Genomic DNA, 15,649 nt, shown 5'->3' on the forward strand with positions numbered 1-15,649 from the left:
GGCGGCCGGGGGCGCTCGCGCCAGCGACGACGCGCCCTCCGACCTCCTTTCCGCCGAGGAGCAGGCCCGCTCCGAGCGGGTCGGCCTGTGGCGGCGCGAGCGCTGAGCGAACCGGTCAGGCCGCCCGCACCTCGTTGAGGAAGCGCCGGACCTCGGCGCCAAGATGGTCGGCCTGCACGGTGAGGCCCGAGGCGGAGGCGAGCACGCGGCCCGCCGCCTCGCCGGTCTCGCCGCCCCCGCGACGCGGGTGACGGTGCGGGTGACCTCGTCGGTGCCGGCGGCCGCCTGCCCGACATTGCGCACGATCTCCTGCGTCGCCGAGCTCTGCTCCTCCACGGCCGCCGCGATGGCGCCGGTCATGGCGTTCATCTCGCCGACCCGCCCGGCGATCGAGCGGATCGCCGTCACCGCCTGATCCGTGGCGCCCTGGATCTCGCCGATCTGGCGCGAGATCTCGTCGGTGGCGCGCGCGGTCTGCGAGGCAAGTTCCTTCACCTCGGCGGCCACGACGGCGAAGCCCCGCCCCGCCTCGCCGGCGCGAGCCGCCTCGATCGTCGCGTTCAGCGCCAGGAGGTTGGTCTGACCCGCGATGCTGGAGATGAGGTTGACGACGTCGCCGATCCGGGTTGCGCCCGCACTCAGGGCCTCGACCAGCCCGGCGGTCGTTCCCGCTTCCGCAGCGGCCGCAGCGGCCAGGCTCGCGGAGCCCTGGACCTGACGGCCGATCTCGTGGACGGAGCTGCCGAGTTCCTCCGCCGCGGCGGCGACCATCGAGACGTTGGCGGCGGCCTCCTCGGCGGCGGCGGCGGCACCGGTCGACTGGTCGGCGGTGCAGGCCGCGTTCGCGCTCATCGCGTGGGCGGTCCCCGGAAGATCGTTCGCGGCCGTCGAGACCGCCTGCACGATGCCGCCGACCGCCCGCTCGAACCCGTCCGCGAGGTCGCGCATCGCCGCCTGCCGCTGCGCCTCGGCACCGGCGCGGGCGAGCGCGGCCTCATCCTCCAGGGCCCTGGCGCGGATGAGGCCGTCCTTGAACACCTGCACGGCGTCGGCCATCGCGCCGATCTCGTCCTTGCGCCCGAGGCCGGGCACGGCGGCGGCGAGGTCGCCGCCCGCGAGCCGGCCCATCGCCCCGTTCATGCCGCGGATCGGCCGGCTGATCCCAAGGTGCAGCAGAATGAGCGATCCCAGGGCGGCGGCGATCATCACGGCCAGACCGAAGCCGGTCGCGAAGCGCGAGGACGATGCGGCCGCCAGCGCCGCCGCGCTGCGCTCGCCGAGGAGGGAACGCTCGGCCGCCATCAGCTCGCCCGCAATGGCGCGCAGAGCGTCCATCGCGGACTTGCCCGCGCCGGACGCCTCGATCCGCCGCGCCTCGTCCCGGGTCTCGGAATTGCGCATCAGGGCGATCTCACGCTCGGCGACCTCCCGCCAGCGCTGCGCCTGAGCCTCGAGGTTCGAGAGGCGCTTCTGCTGAGCGGGATTGTCCGCCGTCATCCGCCGTGCCGTCGCTGCGGCCTCCGTGAAGCTGCTCACGCCCTCGCGGTACGGAGCCAGGAACGTCTCGTCGGCGGAGATGAGATAGCCGCGCAAGCCCGTCTCCTGGTTGATCATCGCGCCGACCGCGTCGTCGACCTGGCTGATCACCGCATGGGTGTGGGCGGTCCAATGGTTGGTGTTCTCGATCGTGCCGAGGTTGCGCAGCGACACGAAGGAGATGCACAGCCCCACGACGAGAAGGACGGCAAGCGTCGCTCCGATCTTGGCGGCGATGGACAGGTTGGCAAGGCGCGACGACATCGAGATCCCGCAAAAGTTGTCGGGGATGTCGCTGGTCAACGTCCCCGCGTGAAAGCTTCGGGATACTGAGGTGAAAATAATAATGATGATTTAATCGCCATATTTGAGCAAATTTCGTTCTTTTATACTTTCAAATGGCTGGTTTTGGTCAATTTTTGCTGCCGACCTACACCTCGACAGCGCGGGAAAGCACCTGCCAGGTCCCGCGCAATCCCCCGAGCCGATCAGCGGAAGGGCGGCTCATCGAAGCTGCGCAGCTTTCGCGAGTGCAGGCCCGCGCGGTCGGCGCGGAGGGCGTCGAGGGCGGCGAGGCCGATCAGCAGGTGCTCGGCCACTGCCCGCTCGTAGAAGGCGTTGGCGGCGCCCGGCAGCTTGATCTCGCCGTGAAGCGGCTTGTCGGAGACGCAGAGCAGCGTGCCGTAGGGGACGCGCAGGCGATATCCCTGGGCGGCTATGGTGCCGCTCTCCATGTCGACGCCAATCGCGCGGGACAGGTTGATGCGCCGCCGCTCCTGCGAAAAGCGCAACTCCCAATTGCGGTCGTCGTAGGTGACGACGGTGCCGGTGCGCAGGCGGCTCTTCAGCGTCTCGGCCTGCTCGCCGGTCACCTTTCCGGCGGCGGCCTGAAGCGCCAGCTGCACCTCGGCGAGCGCCGGAACCGGCACGTCCGGGGGCACCAGCTCATCGAGGATGCGGTCGCGGCGCAGGTAGCCGTGGGCAAGGACGTAGTCGCCGATGCGTTGCGACTGGCGCAGTCCCCCGCAATGCCCAACCATCAGCCAGCAATGGGGCCGCAGCACCGCGAGATGGTCGGTGATCGTCTTGGCGTTCGAGGGGCCGACCCCGATGTTGACGAGCGTGGTGCCCTCCATCGACCCGTCCGGTCGCCGGGCGACGAGGTGGTAGGCCGGCATCTGGAAGCGGTGCCAGGGTGAGGCGGCGACGATCGCGGCCGGGTCGGCGCCGGCCGCCTCGGCACGGCTCACCGTGATGCCGCCCGGCAGGATCATCTGCTCCAAGCCGTCCTCGCCCGCGGCCAAGCGGTCCAGGCCGTGGCGCACGAAGCGGTCGACGTAGCGGTGGTAGTTTGTCAGCAGGATCCAGGGCTGCACGTGGCGCCAGTCGCAGCCCGTGTAGTGCACGAGCCGGCGCAGGGAGTAGTCGACGCGGATCGCGTCGAAGAGGGCGAGCGGGCGCGGCGCGTCCGGGAGCTGCTGCCATGTCCCGTCCGCGATCTCGTCGCCGACGACGGAGAGGAGCGGGACGGGGAAGTAGGTCGCGAGTTCGGCCGGCCCGATCCCGCCGCGCGTCAGGTCGGCTCCGGGCTCCAAGACGTAGGGGTACGGGATCTCCTGACCGCTGAGCCCGACCTCCAGGCTGACGCCGTAATCCTCGACGAGCGGCTGGAGCTGCGCCATCAGGTAAGTGCGGAAGTGGTCGGGCTGGGTCACGGTTGTGGCGTAGGTACCCGGCACCTGGAGCTTCGCCGTCGCCCGGCTGATCCGCGGCACGGGCCCGGACGGCCGGTAGGTGACGCGCAGTTCCGGGTAGCGGAAGCGGAGCCGCTCGGCGGCATCCGGCGGCGTTCCGCCGTCGAGGAAGCGGTCGAGCGCTGCCCGCAGGGCGCCGGTCGCTCCGGCATGGAGCGCGACGAGCCGGTCGATCGCCGCAGAAGGGTCGGGCACCGATTCCATCGGTCGCAACTCGTCGTCGATCACGCGGCGGCCTCCGTACACGATGGGAATCCCGCCTCCGGCTCTACACCGCCGGGCGTCCCGGCGCGACGCCCCGCCGTGGTCGACGCTTGCACCGGAGGTCGGGCTGCCCGAAAGCGGGGGATCGGCACGAACGGGGACGGTCGGCATGAGCGAGGTGGACGGCGCATCGGCGGAGGACGGGTTCGAGCGCCGGCCCGGCGAGGAGTGGACCGCGCTTCCGACCGAGTTCGATGCCGGCCTGTACTTCATCGGCCGGATCTCGACGCCCTGGACCCGCCGCTCCGAGTGCCCGAAGAACGGACGCCAGACGAACGCAGTCTGCACCGTGCGGGTCGACCCGGCCTTCGTGCCGGCCCTCCAGAACGTCGAGGGCGCGAGCCACCTGATCCTGCTCTACTGGATGGACAGGGCCGCGCGGAACCTCGTGCGGCAGCGGCCGCGCCACGCCGACGGAAGCCGGGGCACTTTCTCGCTGCGCTCGCCCGCCCGGCCGAACCCGGTCGCCCTCTCTGTCGTCGAGCTCATCCGGCGCGACGGGGATACGCTTGTGGTGCAGGGCCTCGACTGTCTCGACGGGACGCCGCTCCTCGACATCAAGCCCTACTACGCCAGCACCGATTCGCGGCCCGAGGCCACGGTGGAGCGGTCGGGACGCTGAGCACGTCCGGCCCGGCAATCTCCGCCCGCCGAGGCCACCCAAATTGACACTTTTTGCGGGATGCCCCCGCTGTGCCCGGAATGTCGCAGCGCTATGAACAAAATGTGCTCTAATATGTTCTGATCAGGATGAATCCGACGCTGCGGCGTGCGGCCGCGAGGGGCATCGATGGGTCGAACGACGAAGGCATTGCGCGAGGCCGGGAGCGCCGCGGTCCGGCACGAGACGATCGATCCGGATATCTACGTGCCGGCCCTGCTGACGACCCTCTCGAACAACCTGACGCGGAGCGCCTCGACCTTCTACCGGCGGCATTTCGGGGTCGGCATCACCGACTGGCGGATCATGTACCGGCTCGCCTCCGAGCCCTGGGTGACGGCGCACCACATCTGCAACGCGGCCCAGCTCGACAAGGGCGTGGTGAGCCGGAGCCTCGCCTGGATGGAGAAGCGCGGGCTGGTGCTGGTGCGCGGCGACGAGACCGACGCGCGCCGCCGCCTCGTCGCCCTGTCGCCCGCGGGCCACGACCTGCACGACCGGATCACGGTGGTGGCGCTGGAGCGCGAGCGCAATTTCCTCGCGACGCTGACGACCGAGGAGACCGACGCTGCCATCCACCTCCTGCGCAAGCTGATCGGAAACCTGCGGGCCTTCCAGAAGCCGGTGGCGATCCCGCCGCCCCGGGACGTCCCCGCCGCTACGACGGTCGAGGCGGCGGGCGAGGTCCTCGCCGCCGCGGTCAGGCCGCGCGCCCGCGCGGCGGCGCCTTGATCCGGTACCAGCCGACATAGAGGGCCGGCAGGAAGAACAGGGTCAGGAAGGTGGCGGCGATGATGCCGCCGATCATGGCGTAGGCCATCGGGCCCCAGAACACCTCGCGGGCGATCGGGATCATGCCGAGGCTGGCGGCCGCCGCGGTGAGCAGGATCGGCCTCATGCGGTGGCGGGTCGCCTCGACCACGGCGTCCCAGGGCCCGAGCCCCTCCGCCTCGCATTCCTCGATCTGAGCGATCAGGATCACGGCATTGCGGATGATGATCCCGATCAAGGCCAGAATCCCGAGAATCGCCACGAATCCCATGGGCTTACCCGAGCTGAGGAGCGCCGCGACGACGCCGATGATCCCCAGCGGCGCGACGCTGGAGACGAGGAACAGCTTCTGCACGCTCTGGAGCTGGATCATCAGGAAGACCGCCATCGTCAGCAGCATGACCGGCACCACCGCCGCGATCGGCCCCTGGCCCTTGGCGGCCTCCTCGACGGCGCCGCCGGTCGCCAGCGTGTAGCCCTCGGGCAGCGCGCGCGCGTAGGCATCGATCTCGGCCTGGAGATCCGCCACGATGGTCGGCGGCTGCGTCGCGTCGATGATCGGCGCCTTGACGGTGAGCGTCGGCACCCGGTCGCGGCGCCAGACGATCGGCTGTTCGAGGTCGTAGTCGATCTTCGCGAAGGCGAGGAGCGGCACCACGGCGCCGTTCGAGAGCGTGACCTGCAGGCTCTGGAGCGTATCGAGGGAGGTGCGCTCGATGGTGCGGGCGCGGCCCACGACGTTCACGAGGTAGATCGAGTCGCGCACCTGCGTGATCGCGGAGCCGCCGACGACGCTGTTGAGGATCGAGGCGATGTCCTGGCTGGTCACGCCGAGCTGGCGGGCCTTGTCCTGCAGGATCTCGACGCGCAGCACCTTGCCGGGCTCGTTCCAGTCGAAGGTCGGCACGCCGACATGGGGGTTTCGCGCGACGATGTCGGCGAGCTTCAGGGCGTTCTCGCGCACCACCTGCAGGTCCGGCCCGCTGAGCCGGTACTGGATCGGCCGGCCGACCGGGGGGCCGAGGGAGAGCGGGTTCACGAAGACGTCGGTGCCGACGAAGTCGCGCTTCCCGAACGCGTCCAGGCGGGCGATCACCCGGTCGCGGGCCTCGAGCGACTTCGTGACGATCACGATCTGCCCGAAGAAGGCGTTGGCGAGCTGCTGGTCGAGGGGCAGGTAGAAGCGCACGGCGCCCTGGCCGACATAGGACGACCAGCGCTCGATGTCGGGGTCGCCCTTCAGCGCCGCCTCGAAGCGGTCCATCTGGGCCTTCGTCTCGGTGATGGTCGCGTTCTGCGGCAGCGTCATGTCGACGAGGAGCTCGGCCCGGTCGGAGGCGGGGAAGAATTGCTGCTGCACCTTCGTCATGCCGGCGATCGCGAGCCCCATCATCGCGACGCAGGCGAGCACCGTGGTCCAGCGGAAGCGCATCGCGACCCGGAGCACGCGGAGGAACAGGCGGGTCAGCCGGCCGCCCTCGTGGGAATGCGCCTTCATCGTCTTGGGCAGCAGCGCCACGCCGATGAGGGGCGCGAACAGCACCGCCACCACCCAGGAGACGAGGAGCGAGGCCGCGATCACCACGAAGAGCGAGTAGGTGTACTCGCCGGCCGCCGAGCCGTTGAAGCCGATCGGCAGGAAGCCCGCCACCGTCACCAGGGTGCCGGTGAGCATCGGGAAGGCGGTCGAGGTGTAGGCGTAGGTCGCAGCCTTCTTCAGCGAGTCGCCGAGTTCGAGGCGGGCGACCATCATCTCCACGGTGATCATCGCGTCATCGACGAGAAGTCCCAGCGCGATGATCAGGGCGCCGAGGGAGATGCGCTGCAGCGTCACCCCCATGATCTGCATGATCACGAAGACGATGGCGAGGACCAGCGGGATCGAGATCGCGACGACGAGCCCCGCCCGCAGCCCGAGGCTGATGAAGCTGACGACGAGGACGATGACGACGGCCTCGACCAGCGCCTGGGTGAAGCCGCCGACCGCCTCCTCCACGATTCTGGGCTGGTCCGAGACGAGGTGGATGCCGACCCCGATCGGGAGCTTGGCCTCGATCTGACGCATGCGCGCGCTCAGATCCTCGCCGAAATGCAGGAGGTTGGCGTTCGGCCGCATGGCGATGGCGAGCCCGATCGCCGGCTTGCCGTCGACCCGGAACAGGGCGGCCGGCGGGTCCTCGTAGCCGCGGCTGATCTCGGCGACGTCCGAGAGGCGGAAGAAGCGGTCGTTGAAGCGCAGGTTGATGTCGCGCAGCGAATCCTCGGAGGCGAACTGGCCGCTCACCCGCACCGAGACCCGCTCCGGACCGGCCTGGACGACGCCGGACGGCGAGATCGCGTTCTGGCTCTGCAGGGTCTTGATCAGCGACTGGATGTCGATGCCGTAGCCGGCGAGCTTGCGGGTCGAGAAGTCGAGGTAAATCGTCTCCTTCTGGCTGCCGAGCAGCAGCGTCTTGCCGATGTTCGGGACCTTCAGGATCTCGGTGCGCACGCCCTCGACGTAGTCGCGCAGCTGCCGGTGGGTCAGCCCGTCGGCGGTGAAGCCGTAGACGTTGCCGTAGACGTCGCCGAACTCGTCGTTGAAGAACGGGCCCTGCACCCCTTGCGGGAAGGTGTTCTGGATGTCCCCGAGGCGCTTACGCACCTGGTAGAAGGCGGGCTGGATCTCCCCCGGCTTTGTCGTATCGCGCAGGTTGACGAACACGGTCGCCTGGCCCGGCGTCGTGTAGCTCCGCACGTAGTCGAGGGCGTTGATCTGCTGGAGCTCCTTCTCGATCCGGTCGGTGACCTGCTCCAGCGTGTCCTTGATGGTGGCGCCCGGCCAGTTCGCCTGGACGACCATGGTCTTGATGGCGAAGGGCGGGTCCTCCTCGCGGCCGAGGCCCCGGTAGGCGATGGTGCCGGCGACCAGGCACACGGCCATCAGGAACCAGACGAAGGAGCGGTGCCCGAGCGCCCAGTCCGAGAGGTTGAAGCCCCCAGTGCGCACCTCGCCGCTTGTGTCGTTCGGTGCGTGCATCACAGGGGCTCTTCCGAGAGCCGGATCGTCTGGCCCTCCTGCAGGGAATGGACGCCGGCGACGACGACGCGCTCGTTCGGGTTCAGGCCGCCGCTCACCGTGACGCGCTCGGGGCCGCGCTCGGCCAGGGCGACGTCGCGGCGGGCCACGGCATTGCCGGCGGCGTTCACGATCCAGACCGAGTCGCGCCCGTTCTCCGTCAGGATGGCGGTGGCGGGCAGCGGGAAGCGGGGCGCGACCGGCCGCGACAGGGAGACCGTGATGGTCGCGCCGAGGCGGAAGGCGGAAGGCGGGTTCTCCAGGCTCATACGGATGCGCCGGGTGCGGGTCGACTGGTCGGCGAAGGGCGAGACCTCGCGGACCCGGCCCGCCGCCGTGACTTCGGGCGCGCTCTGGAGCGAGACCGTGAAGCGCCCGTCCTTGGGCATCGCGCCGGCCAGATCCTCGGGGATGTCGACGACGGCCTCGCGCTCCTCGGGGCGGGCCACGGTCACGACCGCCTGGCCGGCGCTCAGGACCTGCCCGACCTCGGCGCTGCGCTGCGTCACCACCCCGTCGAAATCCGCCTTCAGCTCGGTGTAGCCGATCTGGTCCTGCGCCTTCTGCAGGCTCGACTGGGCCTGGGCGAGGCGGGCCTGGGCGGTGTCGCGGTTGGCCACGGCGCCGTCGAGCTGGGCCTGGGTGACGTTGGCGCCCTCCATCAGGCGGCGGGTGCGCGCCTCGGTGGCCGCGGCATTCTCGGCCTGCGCCCTGGCATCGGCGACATCGGCCTCGGCCCGCACCAGGGCGAAGCGCGGCACCACGGGATCGAGGGCGGCCAAGCGCTGGCCCTTCGTCACGATGTCGCCGACCGTGACGTCGCGGGCGACCACCCGGCCGCCGATCTGGAAGCCGAGCTGCGACTGGTAGCGCGGCTCCACCGTGCCGGCGAAGGGGCCGAAGACGACCCGGTCGACGGGCTTGGCGAGGGTGTAGAGCACCGGCCGTACCGGCGGCGCCTCGGCCTTCTCCTGTGCCGGCTGGCAGGCGGCGAGGAGGAGGGGCATGGCGAGGAGACAGGCGCGCCCTGCCCCCTCTCCCGTTCGGGAGAGGGTTGGGGTGAGGGGTGCGACCTCTCCGGATACGGCCGATCCCTCACCCGGTCCGCGTGCCGCGGACTCAGGCCTTCCCGAACGGGAGAGGTGGGCGGATCGCATCCCCGTCGCGCTCATCGGCCGCCCTCCCCGCTCGCCGCCACCGTCACGGTCTGGCCCGGACGCAGGAACTGGATGCCCGCCGTGACGACCTGCTCGCCCGGCTCCACGCCGGCGGCGAGCGCGATCGTGTCGGCGCCGTAGCGCTCGACCGTGACGTTGCGCGGGGACACCGTGCCCGTCGCCGGGTCGAGCACCCAGATCGCGGGCCGGCCCTTCCAGCGGTAGAGCGCCGACCAGGGCAGCACGATGGCCGGTTGCGGCCGGAACTTGCCCCGCCCGACCACGACCGCTCCGAGCCCCATCTGCGGCGGCGTCCGGTCGAGCCCGACCTTGACCCGCACCGTGCCGGAGGACGGATCGACGCTCGGCGCGATCTCGCGGACGCTGCCCACCGCGACGACGCCGGGGTCGGCCTGGAGCACGACCTCGACGGTCTTCGAGTCGGGCGGCGTCGCCAGCAGCGCCTCGTAGACGTTGAACACCGCATCGCGCGGCCCGTCCTGCGCGAGAATGAGCACGGACTGGCCCGCCCGCACGACCTGGCCGGTCTCCAGCGAGCGGCTGAGCACGATGCCGGCGACGCCCGCGCGCAGCTCCGTGTAGGAGAACTGCTCCTGCGCGGTGCCGAGCGCGGCCTTGGCCGAGTCGACCGCCGCCTGGGTCGTCCGGAGCTGCTGCTCGGCATTGTCGAAGGCGGGCCGGGTCGTGTAGCCGCTCGCCAGCAGCGTCTCCTGGCGCTTGAAGCTGAGCTTCGCCTGCGTGAGCTGCGCCTCCGCCGAGGTGAGCGCCGCGCGGGCGTTGTCGAGGTTCGCCCGCTGCTCCTGCGGGTCGAGGCGGGCGAGGACCTGATCGGCCTCGACATGGTCCCCCACCTCGACGAGGCGCGCGCCGACCTTGCCGTTCGTCCGGAACGAGACGTTGGTCTGCGCCTGCGCCTGCACGTCCCCGGTGATGACGATGTCGGTGGCGATCATCGAGCGCTCGGCCGCGACGACGCGCACGAATGTCTGCGCCGCGAGCGGCTTCCCGGGCTCCGTCTGGGCAGAGAGGGCGGGTGCGGCGACCGCGCCGGCCAGCAGGACGGCGCAGATGGCGAGCGGCGTTGATCGACGTCCCGTCATGGCAACATCTCGGGCGGCACCTCGGGCCAAGGCCGCGATTCGGCCTATCGCCGCGCAGCCATATCCACTACATTACCGACCGTCCAGACGGTTTTTAACAGGTCGAGGGTATGGCGAAGGCGCGCACCCGGCGGGAGGACCGGCCCGAGATCATCCTCGACGCGGCCGAGGCGCTGCTGCGCCGCTCCGGCAGCCGCACGCTGACGATCGACGCGGTGGCGGCGGAGGCGGGCCTCAGCAAGGGCGGGGTGCTGCACCATTACGCCTCGAAGGACGCGCTGGTCACGGCGCTCGCCGCCCGCAAGGTGGAGCGGCTGCGCGCCGGCATCGGCGAGCACGCCGCCGCGCTGGCGGCGTCGCGGGCCCGCATGCCGCTCGCGATGATCGGGCACGCCCGCGAGGTCTACGCCGAGGAATGTGGTTTCCCCGATTCCCTGCTGATCGCGACCGCGGAGAACGCGGAGGCCGTCGCCGGCTTCCGGAGCTTCCTCGCCGAGCGCCTGCGGGATCTCGCCGAGATCGAGGCGCGCCCGGGCGCCGGGGCCGCCTTCCTGTTCGCGATCCTCGGGCTGATGATGAGCCGGTCGCTCGGCTTCCACGAACTCGACGGTGCGGAGCTCGACCGGCTGTTCGGGGCGCTGGAGGCGCAGGCGCGGGCCCTGCCGGAGGGCTAGCATTACAGTTGCAGTTTCGTTCTGAGGTGCGCCTGTCGGGCGGCAGCTTGGTGGGCGCGCCGCCAGGCTGACCAAGCGAGCACGAGCGCGGGCTCAATGCGCCGCTGCGCCAGCCGCATCGCCACGCGCCGGATCTCCTGAATGGACCACGGCACCGGCGAGCTTGGCGATGAGCGGCGTTTTTGGGGGCGTTCCGTTGGCCAACCGGCGCACCCGCGCCAACATCGCAAAAGCCAGCATCACCAAGCTGACGTGCCGGTGCCAGCCGTGCCACGAACGGCTCTCGTTGTGGGCCAGCCCGAGCTCCGTCTTGGCGGTCTCGAACGCGTCCTCGATGGCCCAGCGTCGCCCCTCCACGGCCACCAGCGTCTGCACCGGCGTGCCGGCCGGGCACCAAGTGGTGAAGTAGGAGAAGCTCCCGTCCGACAGGCTGCGCCGCACGAGCAGGCCGCGCGTCCACACGCTCTGATCAAGAGCGGCGTCGAGCGCATCCGCCGGCAGCGTGGCCAGCGGCAGGTAGGCCCAGTCGAACAGGCGCGGTCCCTTCGTGCCAGATCCGGCCGAGAGCCGGATCCAGTCTGTCTTGGAGAGATCCTTGGCGATCTCCTCGGCGGTGCCCGCGACGTCGAGGTTTTGGTCCCAGGACCAGAACCGATGCTGACCCGTGACACCGAGCACGTAGCCCTTGTACGCACGGCGCAGCGCCAGCTCGATCTCGCCAACCCCGTAGATGCTGTCAGCCGCAACCCACGCAAACGGCACCTCTGCCTTTATCGCCCGCTCGATCATGGCCAGCGCCAGCTGCGGCTTGGTGGCAAAGGTGATGGCCTCCGGCACATGCGCCGTCCGCCTTCGAGCCGGGTCTCCGGCCCAGGCTTTGGGCAGGTACAGCTGACGATCGATGAAGGCGTGGCCCTGATCCGAGACGTAGGCGGCAAACACCCCGATCTGGCAGTTGGTGATCTTGCCAGCTGAGCCTGTGTACTGCCGGCCCACACCGCACGAGGCTCTGCCCTGCTTCAAGAAGCCGGTCTCGTCGATCACCACCACCGCGTCAGGTGAGCCGAGCGTCTCGAGGACGTAGTCACGCACCACGTCCCGCAGCGCCTCCGCGTCCCAGTGCGTGCGACCGAGGACAGCCTGCTGGCGCCAGGGGCCTGGATCACCAGCAGCTTCAGCCCGCATCCAGCCGGTCTTGCGCCGCTCACCCCCAAGCAAGCCCTCCAGGAAGGCGTTGGCGGAGGCGGCGACGCTCGGGGCGGCAAACAGCGGGCGGATGCGCTGCTTGGCCTGCCGCAGTGTCGTCGACCAGAGCTCCAGCGTGGATTCGAGCGAGGTTGAGGACATCGCGCTCTCCCATCCGAAACCACTCAGATAGGAGCCTCACCCTGCAACTGTAATGCTAGGGGAACCGTCGGTCTCCTGACGCGGAGCACCTGCCCGGAGCGTCAGCGGAGGGCGACCCGGGACGGAGATCGGATGCTATCCCCCGGCCTCGGCCGCCATCGCCTCGAAGACGAGGGCGTGGCGGGCCGCGATCGCGTCGACGTCGTGGCCGTAGCCGCCGCCGATGACCGCCACCAGCGGGATGCCCCGCGCCCGCGCCTCCCGCACGACGAGCCAGTCGCGGGCCGCGAGGCCCTCGTCCGTCAGGGCGAGGCGCCCGAGCCGGTCGTCCCGGTGCGGATCGACGCCGGCATTGTAGAAGACGAGGTCCGGCCGCAGGGCGTCGAGGAGCGGCGGCAGCCGGCCCGCGAGGATGGCGAGGTACTCGGCGTCGCTCTGGCCGTCGGCAAGGCCGATGTCGAGGTCGCCTGCGATCTTGCGGGCGGGGTAGTTCTTCTCGGCGTGGATCGAGAGGGTGAAGAGGTCCGGGCAGGCGTAGAGGCAGTCGGCGGTGCCGTCGCCCTGGTGGACGTCGCAATCGACCACGAGGGCCCGGCCGATCGCGCCCTCCCTCTGCAGGGCGCGGGCCGCCACCGCCACGTCGTTGAACACGCAGAAGCCCGCCCCTTGCGCCCGCCGCGCGTGGTGGCTGCCGCCCGCCGCGCTCCCCGCGAGGCCGTGGGCCAGGGCGAGCCGCGCCGCCGCCAGCGTGCCGCCCGCCGAGGCGCGGGCGCGGCGCGTCACGCCCGGATCGATCGGCAGGCCGATCGCCTTCTCGATCTCGCGGGGCACGGCCGAGGCGAGCACGGCCTCGACATAGGCGCGGTCGTGGACGAGGCAGAGGGTCTCCGCCCCCGCCGGCTCCGGCGTCACGAAGCCCGCCGGCGCGAGGCCGCGGGCGGACAGGATCTCGGCGAGCCGGCCGTACTTGCCCATGGGGAAGCGGTGCCCCGCGGGCAGGCTCGCCTGATAGGCCGGGTGATAGACGATCGGCGTCACGCCCGGCCCCTCCTCCGGCGCCCGCGGGCGCTCCCTGGTTCGCGGCCTGTCATACGCCTGATACGGCCCGGCTGTTAGGGGCCCTGTTCGGATTGGGACCGGCAGGGATCGGCGCGTGCCGTCCCGTCGCGAGCCCGGAGCCGAGGAGCGAATTCATGGCGGGATTCATGGACGGCGCCTTCGCGAGCGGCATCCCGATCGCCACCCTGGCCGTCCTGGCGCTCTGCGCCCTCGTGACCCTCGTCAATCTCGCGAGCCTGATCGTCGCCGCGCACCGCATCGGCGCGGTCCGGACAGGCTCGACCATCCCGGCCGGCGCTCCCGTCTCCCTGGTGCGGCCGGTCTGCGGGCTCGAGACCTTCAGCGAGGAGATGCTGACCCGCGGCTTCCGCCTCGACTATCCCGCCTACGAGCTGATCTTCTGCGTGGCGGATGCGGGAGACCCGATCCTGCCGCTCCTGCACCGGCTCATCGCGGCCCATCCGTCCGTGCCGGCGCGGATCATCGTCGGCGACGAGCGGGTGAGCGACAACCCGAAGCTCAACAATTGCGTGCGCGGCTGGGAGGCGGCCCGCCACGAATGGGTGGTGCTCGCCGATTCGAACGTGCTGATGCCGCCGGACTACCTGCAGCGGCTGCAGGCGGCGTGGCGGCCCGACACCGGCCTCGTCTGCTCGACGCCGGTCGGCGCCCGGCCGGACAGCTTCCCGGCCGAGGTCGAGTGCGCCTTCCTCAACACCCTGCAGGCGCGCTGGCAATATGCCGGCGAGGCCCTCGGGCTCGGCTTCGCGCAGGGCAAGAGCATGCTGTGGCACCGGCCCTTCCTGGAGGCTCGCGGCGGCATCCGGGCGCTCGCCGCCGAGATCGCGGAGGACGCCGCGGCCACGAAGCTCGTGCGGGTGGCGGGACGCCGCGTCCACCTCGTCGCGGCGCCCTTCGAGCAGCCCCTCGGGCGGCGGAGCCTGCGGGAGGTGTGGGCGCGCCAGATCCGCTGGGCCCGGCTGCGGCGCGTCACCTTCCCGCTGTTCTTCGCCCCCGAGATCGGCACCGGCGCCCTCCTTCCCCTCGGGCTCGGCGCCGCCGCGGTCGAGGGCGCGCCCGCGCACCTCGCCCTCCTCGCGATGGCGGCGCTCTGGTACGGCGCCGAATTCCGGCTCGCCGCGCGCGCCGGCTGGCACCGCTCGCCGCGCCTCGTCCTCGCCTTCCTGGTGCGGGACGCGATGCTGCCGGCCCTCTGGGCCGCCGCCTGGATGCGGAGCGCGATCGTCTGGCGCGGCAACGCCATGGACATCCGCCCGAAGGCGGCGGGGGCCTTGCGCCCACGGGTCAGGGCCGCGTGAGGCCGTCCTTCCGGGCGGTCGCCGCCTGATCTACACCGCGGGTCGAGTGACACGCTTCGGACACGCGAAACGACCCGCCCATGAGAATTGCCGTCCTCGAGACCGGCCGGCCGCCGGCGCGCCTCGGCGGGCGCTATCCCGGCTACGGCGCGATGGTGCGCAGCCTCGTCGGGCCCGGCCACGATTACGAGATCGTCCGCGCCGATGCCGGGGCGCTTCCCGCGCCGGACGCGCACGCGGCCTACCTGATCACCGGCTCGCCGGCCGGCGTCTACGATCCCGATCCGTGGATCGCGGCGCTGATCGCCTTCCTGCGGGCGCTCGCGCCCGACCGGAAGGTGGTCGGGCTCTGCTTCGGCCATCAGGTGATGGCGCAGGCCTGGGGCGGGCAGGTCGTAAAGTCGGAGAGGGGCTGGGGCCTCGGGCTGCACCGCTACGCGATCGTGGAGCGAGCGCCCTTCATGGATGGCGGCGACGACGCGATCCGCGTGCCCGTGAGCCATCAGGACCAGGTCGTGGCTCGGCCGCCCGGCGCGCGGGTGCTCGCGGCCAGCGCCTTCACCCCGCACGCGGTGCTCGCCTACCGGGACCGTGCCGCCCTCTCCTTCCAGTGCCATCCGGAATTCAATCCCGACTTCGCCCGCGCGCTCACGGACGGGCACCGGGCGGGGGAGACGGATCCGGCGCTCGTCGCGGCGGCGCTCGCCTCCCTGGACGCGCCCCACGATTCCGGCCGCGTCGGCTCCTGGATCCGGCGCTTTCTCGATGAGGATTGAGGCTGCGTGGTGCGGGTAGAGGGAATCGAACCCCCACGCCTTGCGGCTGGCGATTTTGAGTCGCCCGCGTCTACCAATTCCGCCATACCCGCGACCCGCGCCTCATCGCACAAGTTCGCCCCGGCGGCCAAGGACTTTTGCGGAGACGGTGC

The 15,649-nt window shown here is 71.2% G+C and carries 11 protein-coding genes, 1 tRNA gene and 1 pseudogene; 5 read left to right on the top strand and 8 right to left on the bottom strand.

Annotation, left to right across the window (positions count from 1 at the left end; genetic code table 11):
- Positions 1–115: 115 nt before the first annotated feature.
- Together DK389_RS00085 and DK389_RS00090 are read right to left on the bottom strand one after the other, a co-directional pair.
- Positions 116–1,800, bottom strand: a pseudogene (locus DK389_RS00085) (methyl-accepting chemotaxis protein).
- 224 nt (positions 1,801–2,024) lie between these two features.
- A complete protein-coding gene (locus DK389_RS00090; protein ID WP_109895840.1) occupies positions 2,025–3,518 on the bottom strand; it encodes an AMP nucleosidase in 1,494 nt (497 codons plus the stop codon).
- A gap of 145 nt (positions 3,519–3,663) precedes the next feature.
- On the opposite strand from DK389_RS00090, the gene tsaA reads away from it, so the two are divergent.
- Together tsaA and DK389_RS00100 are read left to right on the top strand one after the other, a co-directional pair.
- A complete protein-coding gene (tsaA, locus tag DK389_RS00095; protein ID WP_109886666.1) occupies positions 3,664–4,176 on the top strand; it encodes a tRNA (N6-threonylcarbamoyladenosine(37)-N6)-methyltransferase TrmO in 513 nt (170 codons plus the stop codon).
- Positions 4,177–4,344: 168 nt separating this feature from the next.
- Complete coding sequence (locus tag DK389_RS00100; RefSeq protein WP_109886668.1) at positions 4,345–4,947, top strand: MarR family winged helix-turn-helix transcriptional regulator; 603 nt, start codon at positions 4,345–4,347, stop codon at positions 4,945–4,947.
- On the opposite strand, the gene DK389_RS00105 is transcribed toward DK389_RS00100, so the two are convergent.
- The 3 genes from DK389_RS00105 to DK389_RS00115 all read right to left on the bottom strand — a co-directional run bounded on the left by DK389_RS00105 (position 4,916) and on the right by DK389_RS00115 (position 10,322).
- Positions 4,916–8,005: an efflux RND transporter permease subunit gene (locus tag DK389_RS00105; protein WP_109886670.1), complete on the bottom strand. Its 3,090-nt coding sequence runs from the start codon at positions 8,003–8,005 to the stop codon at positions 4,916–4,918. The genes DK389_RS00100 and DK389_RS00105 overlap by 32 nt on opposite strands.
- A complete protein-coding gene (locus DK389_RS00110) occupies positions 8,005–9,051 on the bottom strand; it encodes an efflux RND transporter periplasmic adaptor subunit (RefSeq protein ID WP_109886672.1) in 1,047 nt (348 codons plus the stop codon). Before DK389_RS00110 ends, DK389_RS00105 begins: the two co-directional genes overlap by 1 nt.
- A 161-nt stretch (positions 9,052–9,212) precedes the next feature.
- Positions 9,213–10,322, bottom strand: a complete 1,110-nt coding sequence (locus DK389_RS00115) for an efflux RND transporter periplasmic adaptor subunit (protein ID WP_109886674.1) — start codon at positions 10,320–10,322, stop codon at positions 9,213–9,215.
- Positions 10,323–10,432: 110 nt separating this feature from the next.
- On the opposite strand from DK389_RS00115, the gene DK389_RS00120 reads away from it, so the two are divergent.
- Positions 10,433–10,996 (top strand): TetR/AcrR family transcriptional regulator, encoded by a 564-nt coding sequence (locus DK389_RS00120; RefSeq protein ID WP_109886676.1) that lies wholly within the window; start codon positions 10,433–10,435, stop codon positions 10,994–10,996.
- Between the two features lie 93 nt (positions 10,997–11,089).
- Here DK389_RS00120 and DK389_RS00125 read toward each other — a convergent pair whose 3' ends face one another.
- Both DK389_RS00125 and DK389_RS00130 read right to left on the bottom strand, forming a co-directional pair.
- Entirely contained in the window at positions 11,090–12,343 is a 1,254-nt protein-coding gene (locus DK389_RS00125) for an IS701 family transposase (protein ID WP_109886678.1), read from the bottom strand.
- 135 nt (positions 12,344–12,478) lie between these two features.
- Positions 12,479–13,381: a histone deacetylase family protein gene (locus tag DK389_RS00130; RefSeq protein WP_109886680.1), complete on the bottom strand. Its 903-nt coding sequence runs from the start codon at positions 13,379–13,381 to the stop codon at positions 12,479–12,481.
- 155 nt (positions 13,382–13,536) lie between these two features.
- Here DK389_RS00130 and DK389_RS00135 point away from each other — a divergent pair, with 155 nt between their 5' ends.
- Together DK389_RS00135 and DK389_RS00140 are read left to right on the top strand one after the other, a co-directional pair.
- Positions 13,537–14,721 carry a ceramide glucosyltransferase gene (locus DK389_RS00135; RefSeq protein ID WP_418291989.1) on the top strand — a complete coding sequence of 395 codons (1,185 nt, stop codon included), beginning with the start codon at positions 13,537–13,539 and terminating at the stop codon, positions 14,719–14,721.
- 80 nt (positions 14,722–14,801) lie between these two features.
- Positions 14,802–15,497: a type 1 glutamine amidotransferase gene (locus tag DK389_RS00140; protein WP_109886682.1), complete on the top strand. Its 696-nt coding sequence runs from the start codon at positions 14,802–14,804 to the stop codon at positions 15,495–15,497.
- Positions 15,498–15,504: 7 nt separating this feature from the next.
- Here the strand turns inward: DK389_RS00140 and DK389_RS00145 are convergent.
- Positions 15,505–15,589: transfer RNA gene (locus tag DK389_RS00145), tRNA-Leu, on the bottom strand.
- Positions 15,590–15,649: the final 60 nt, after the last annotated feature.

It is taken from the genome of Methylobacterium durans (assembly GCF_003173715.1).
GTDB lineage: Bacteria > Pseudomonadota > Alphaproteobacteria > Rhizobiales > Beijerinckiaceae > Methylobacterium > Methylobacterium durans.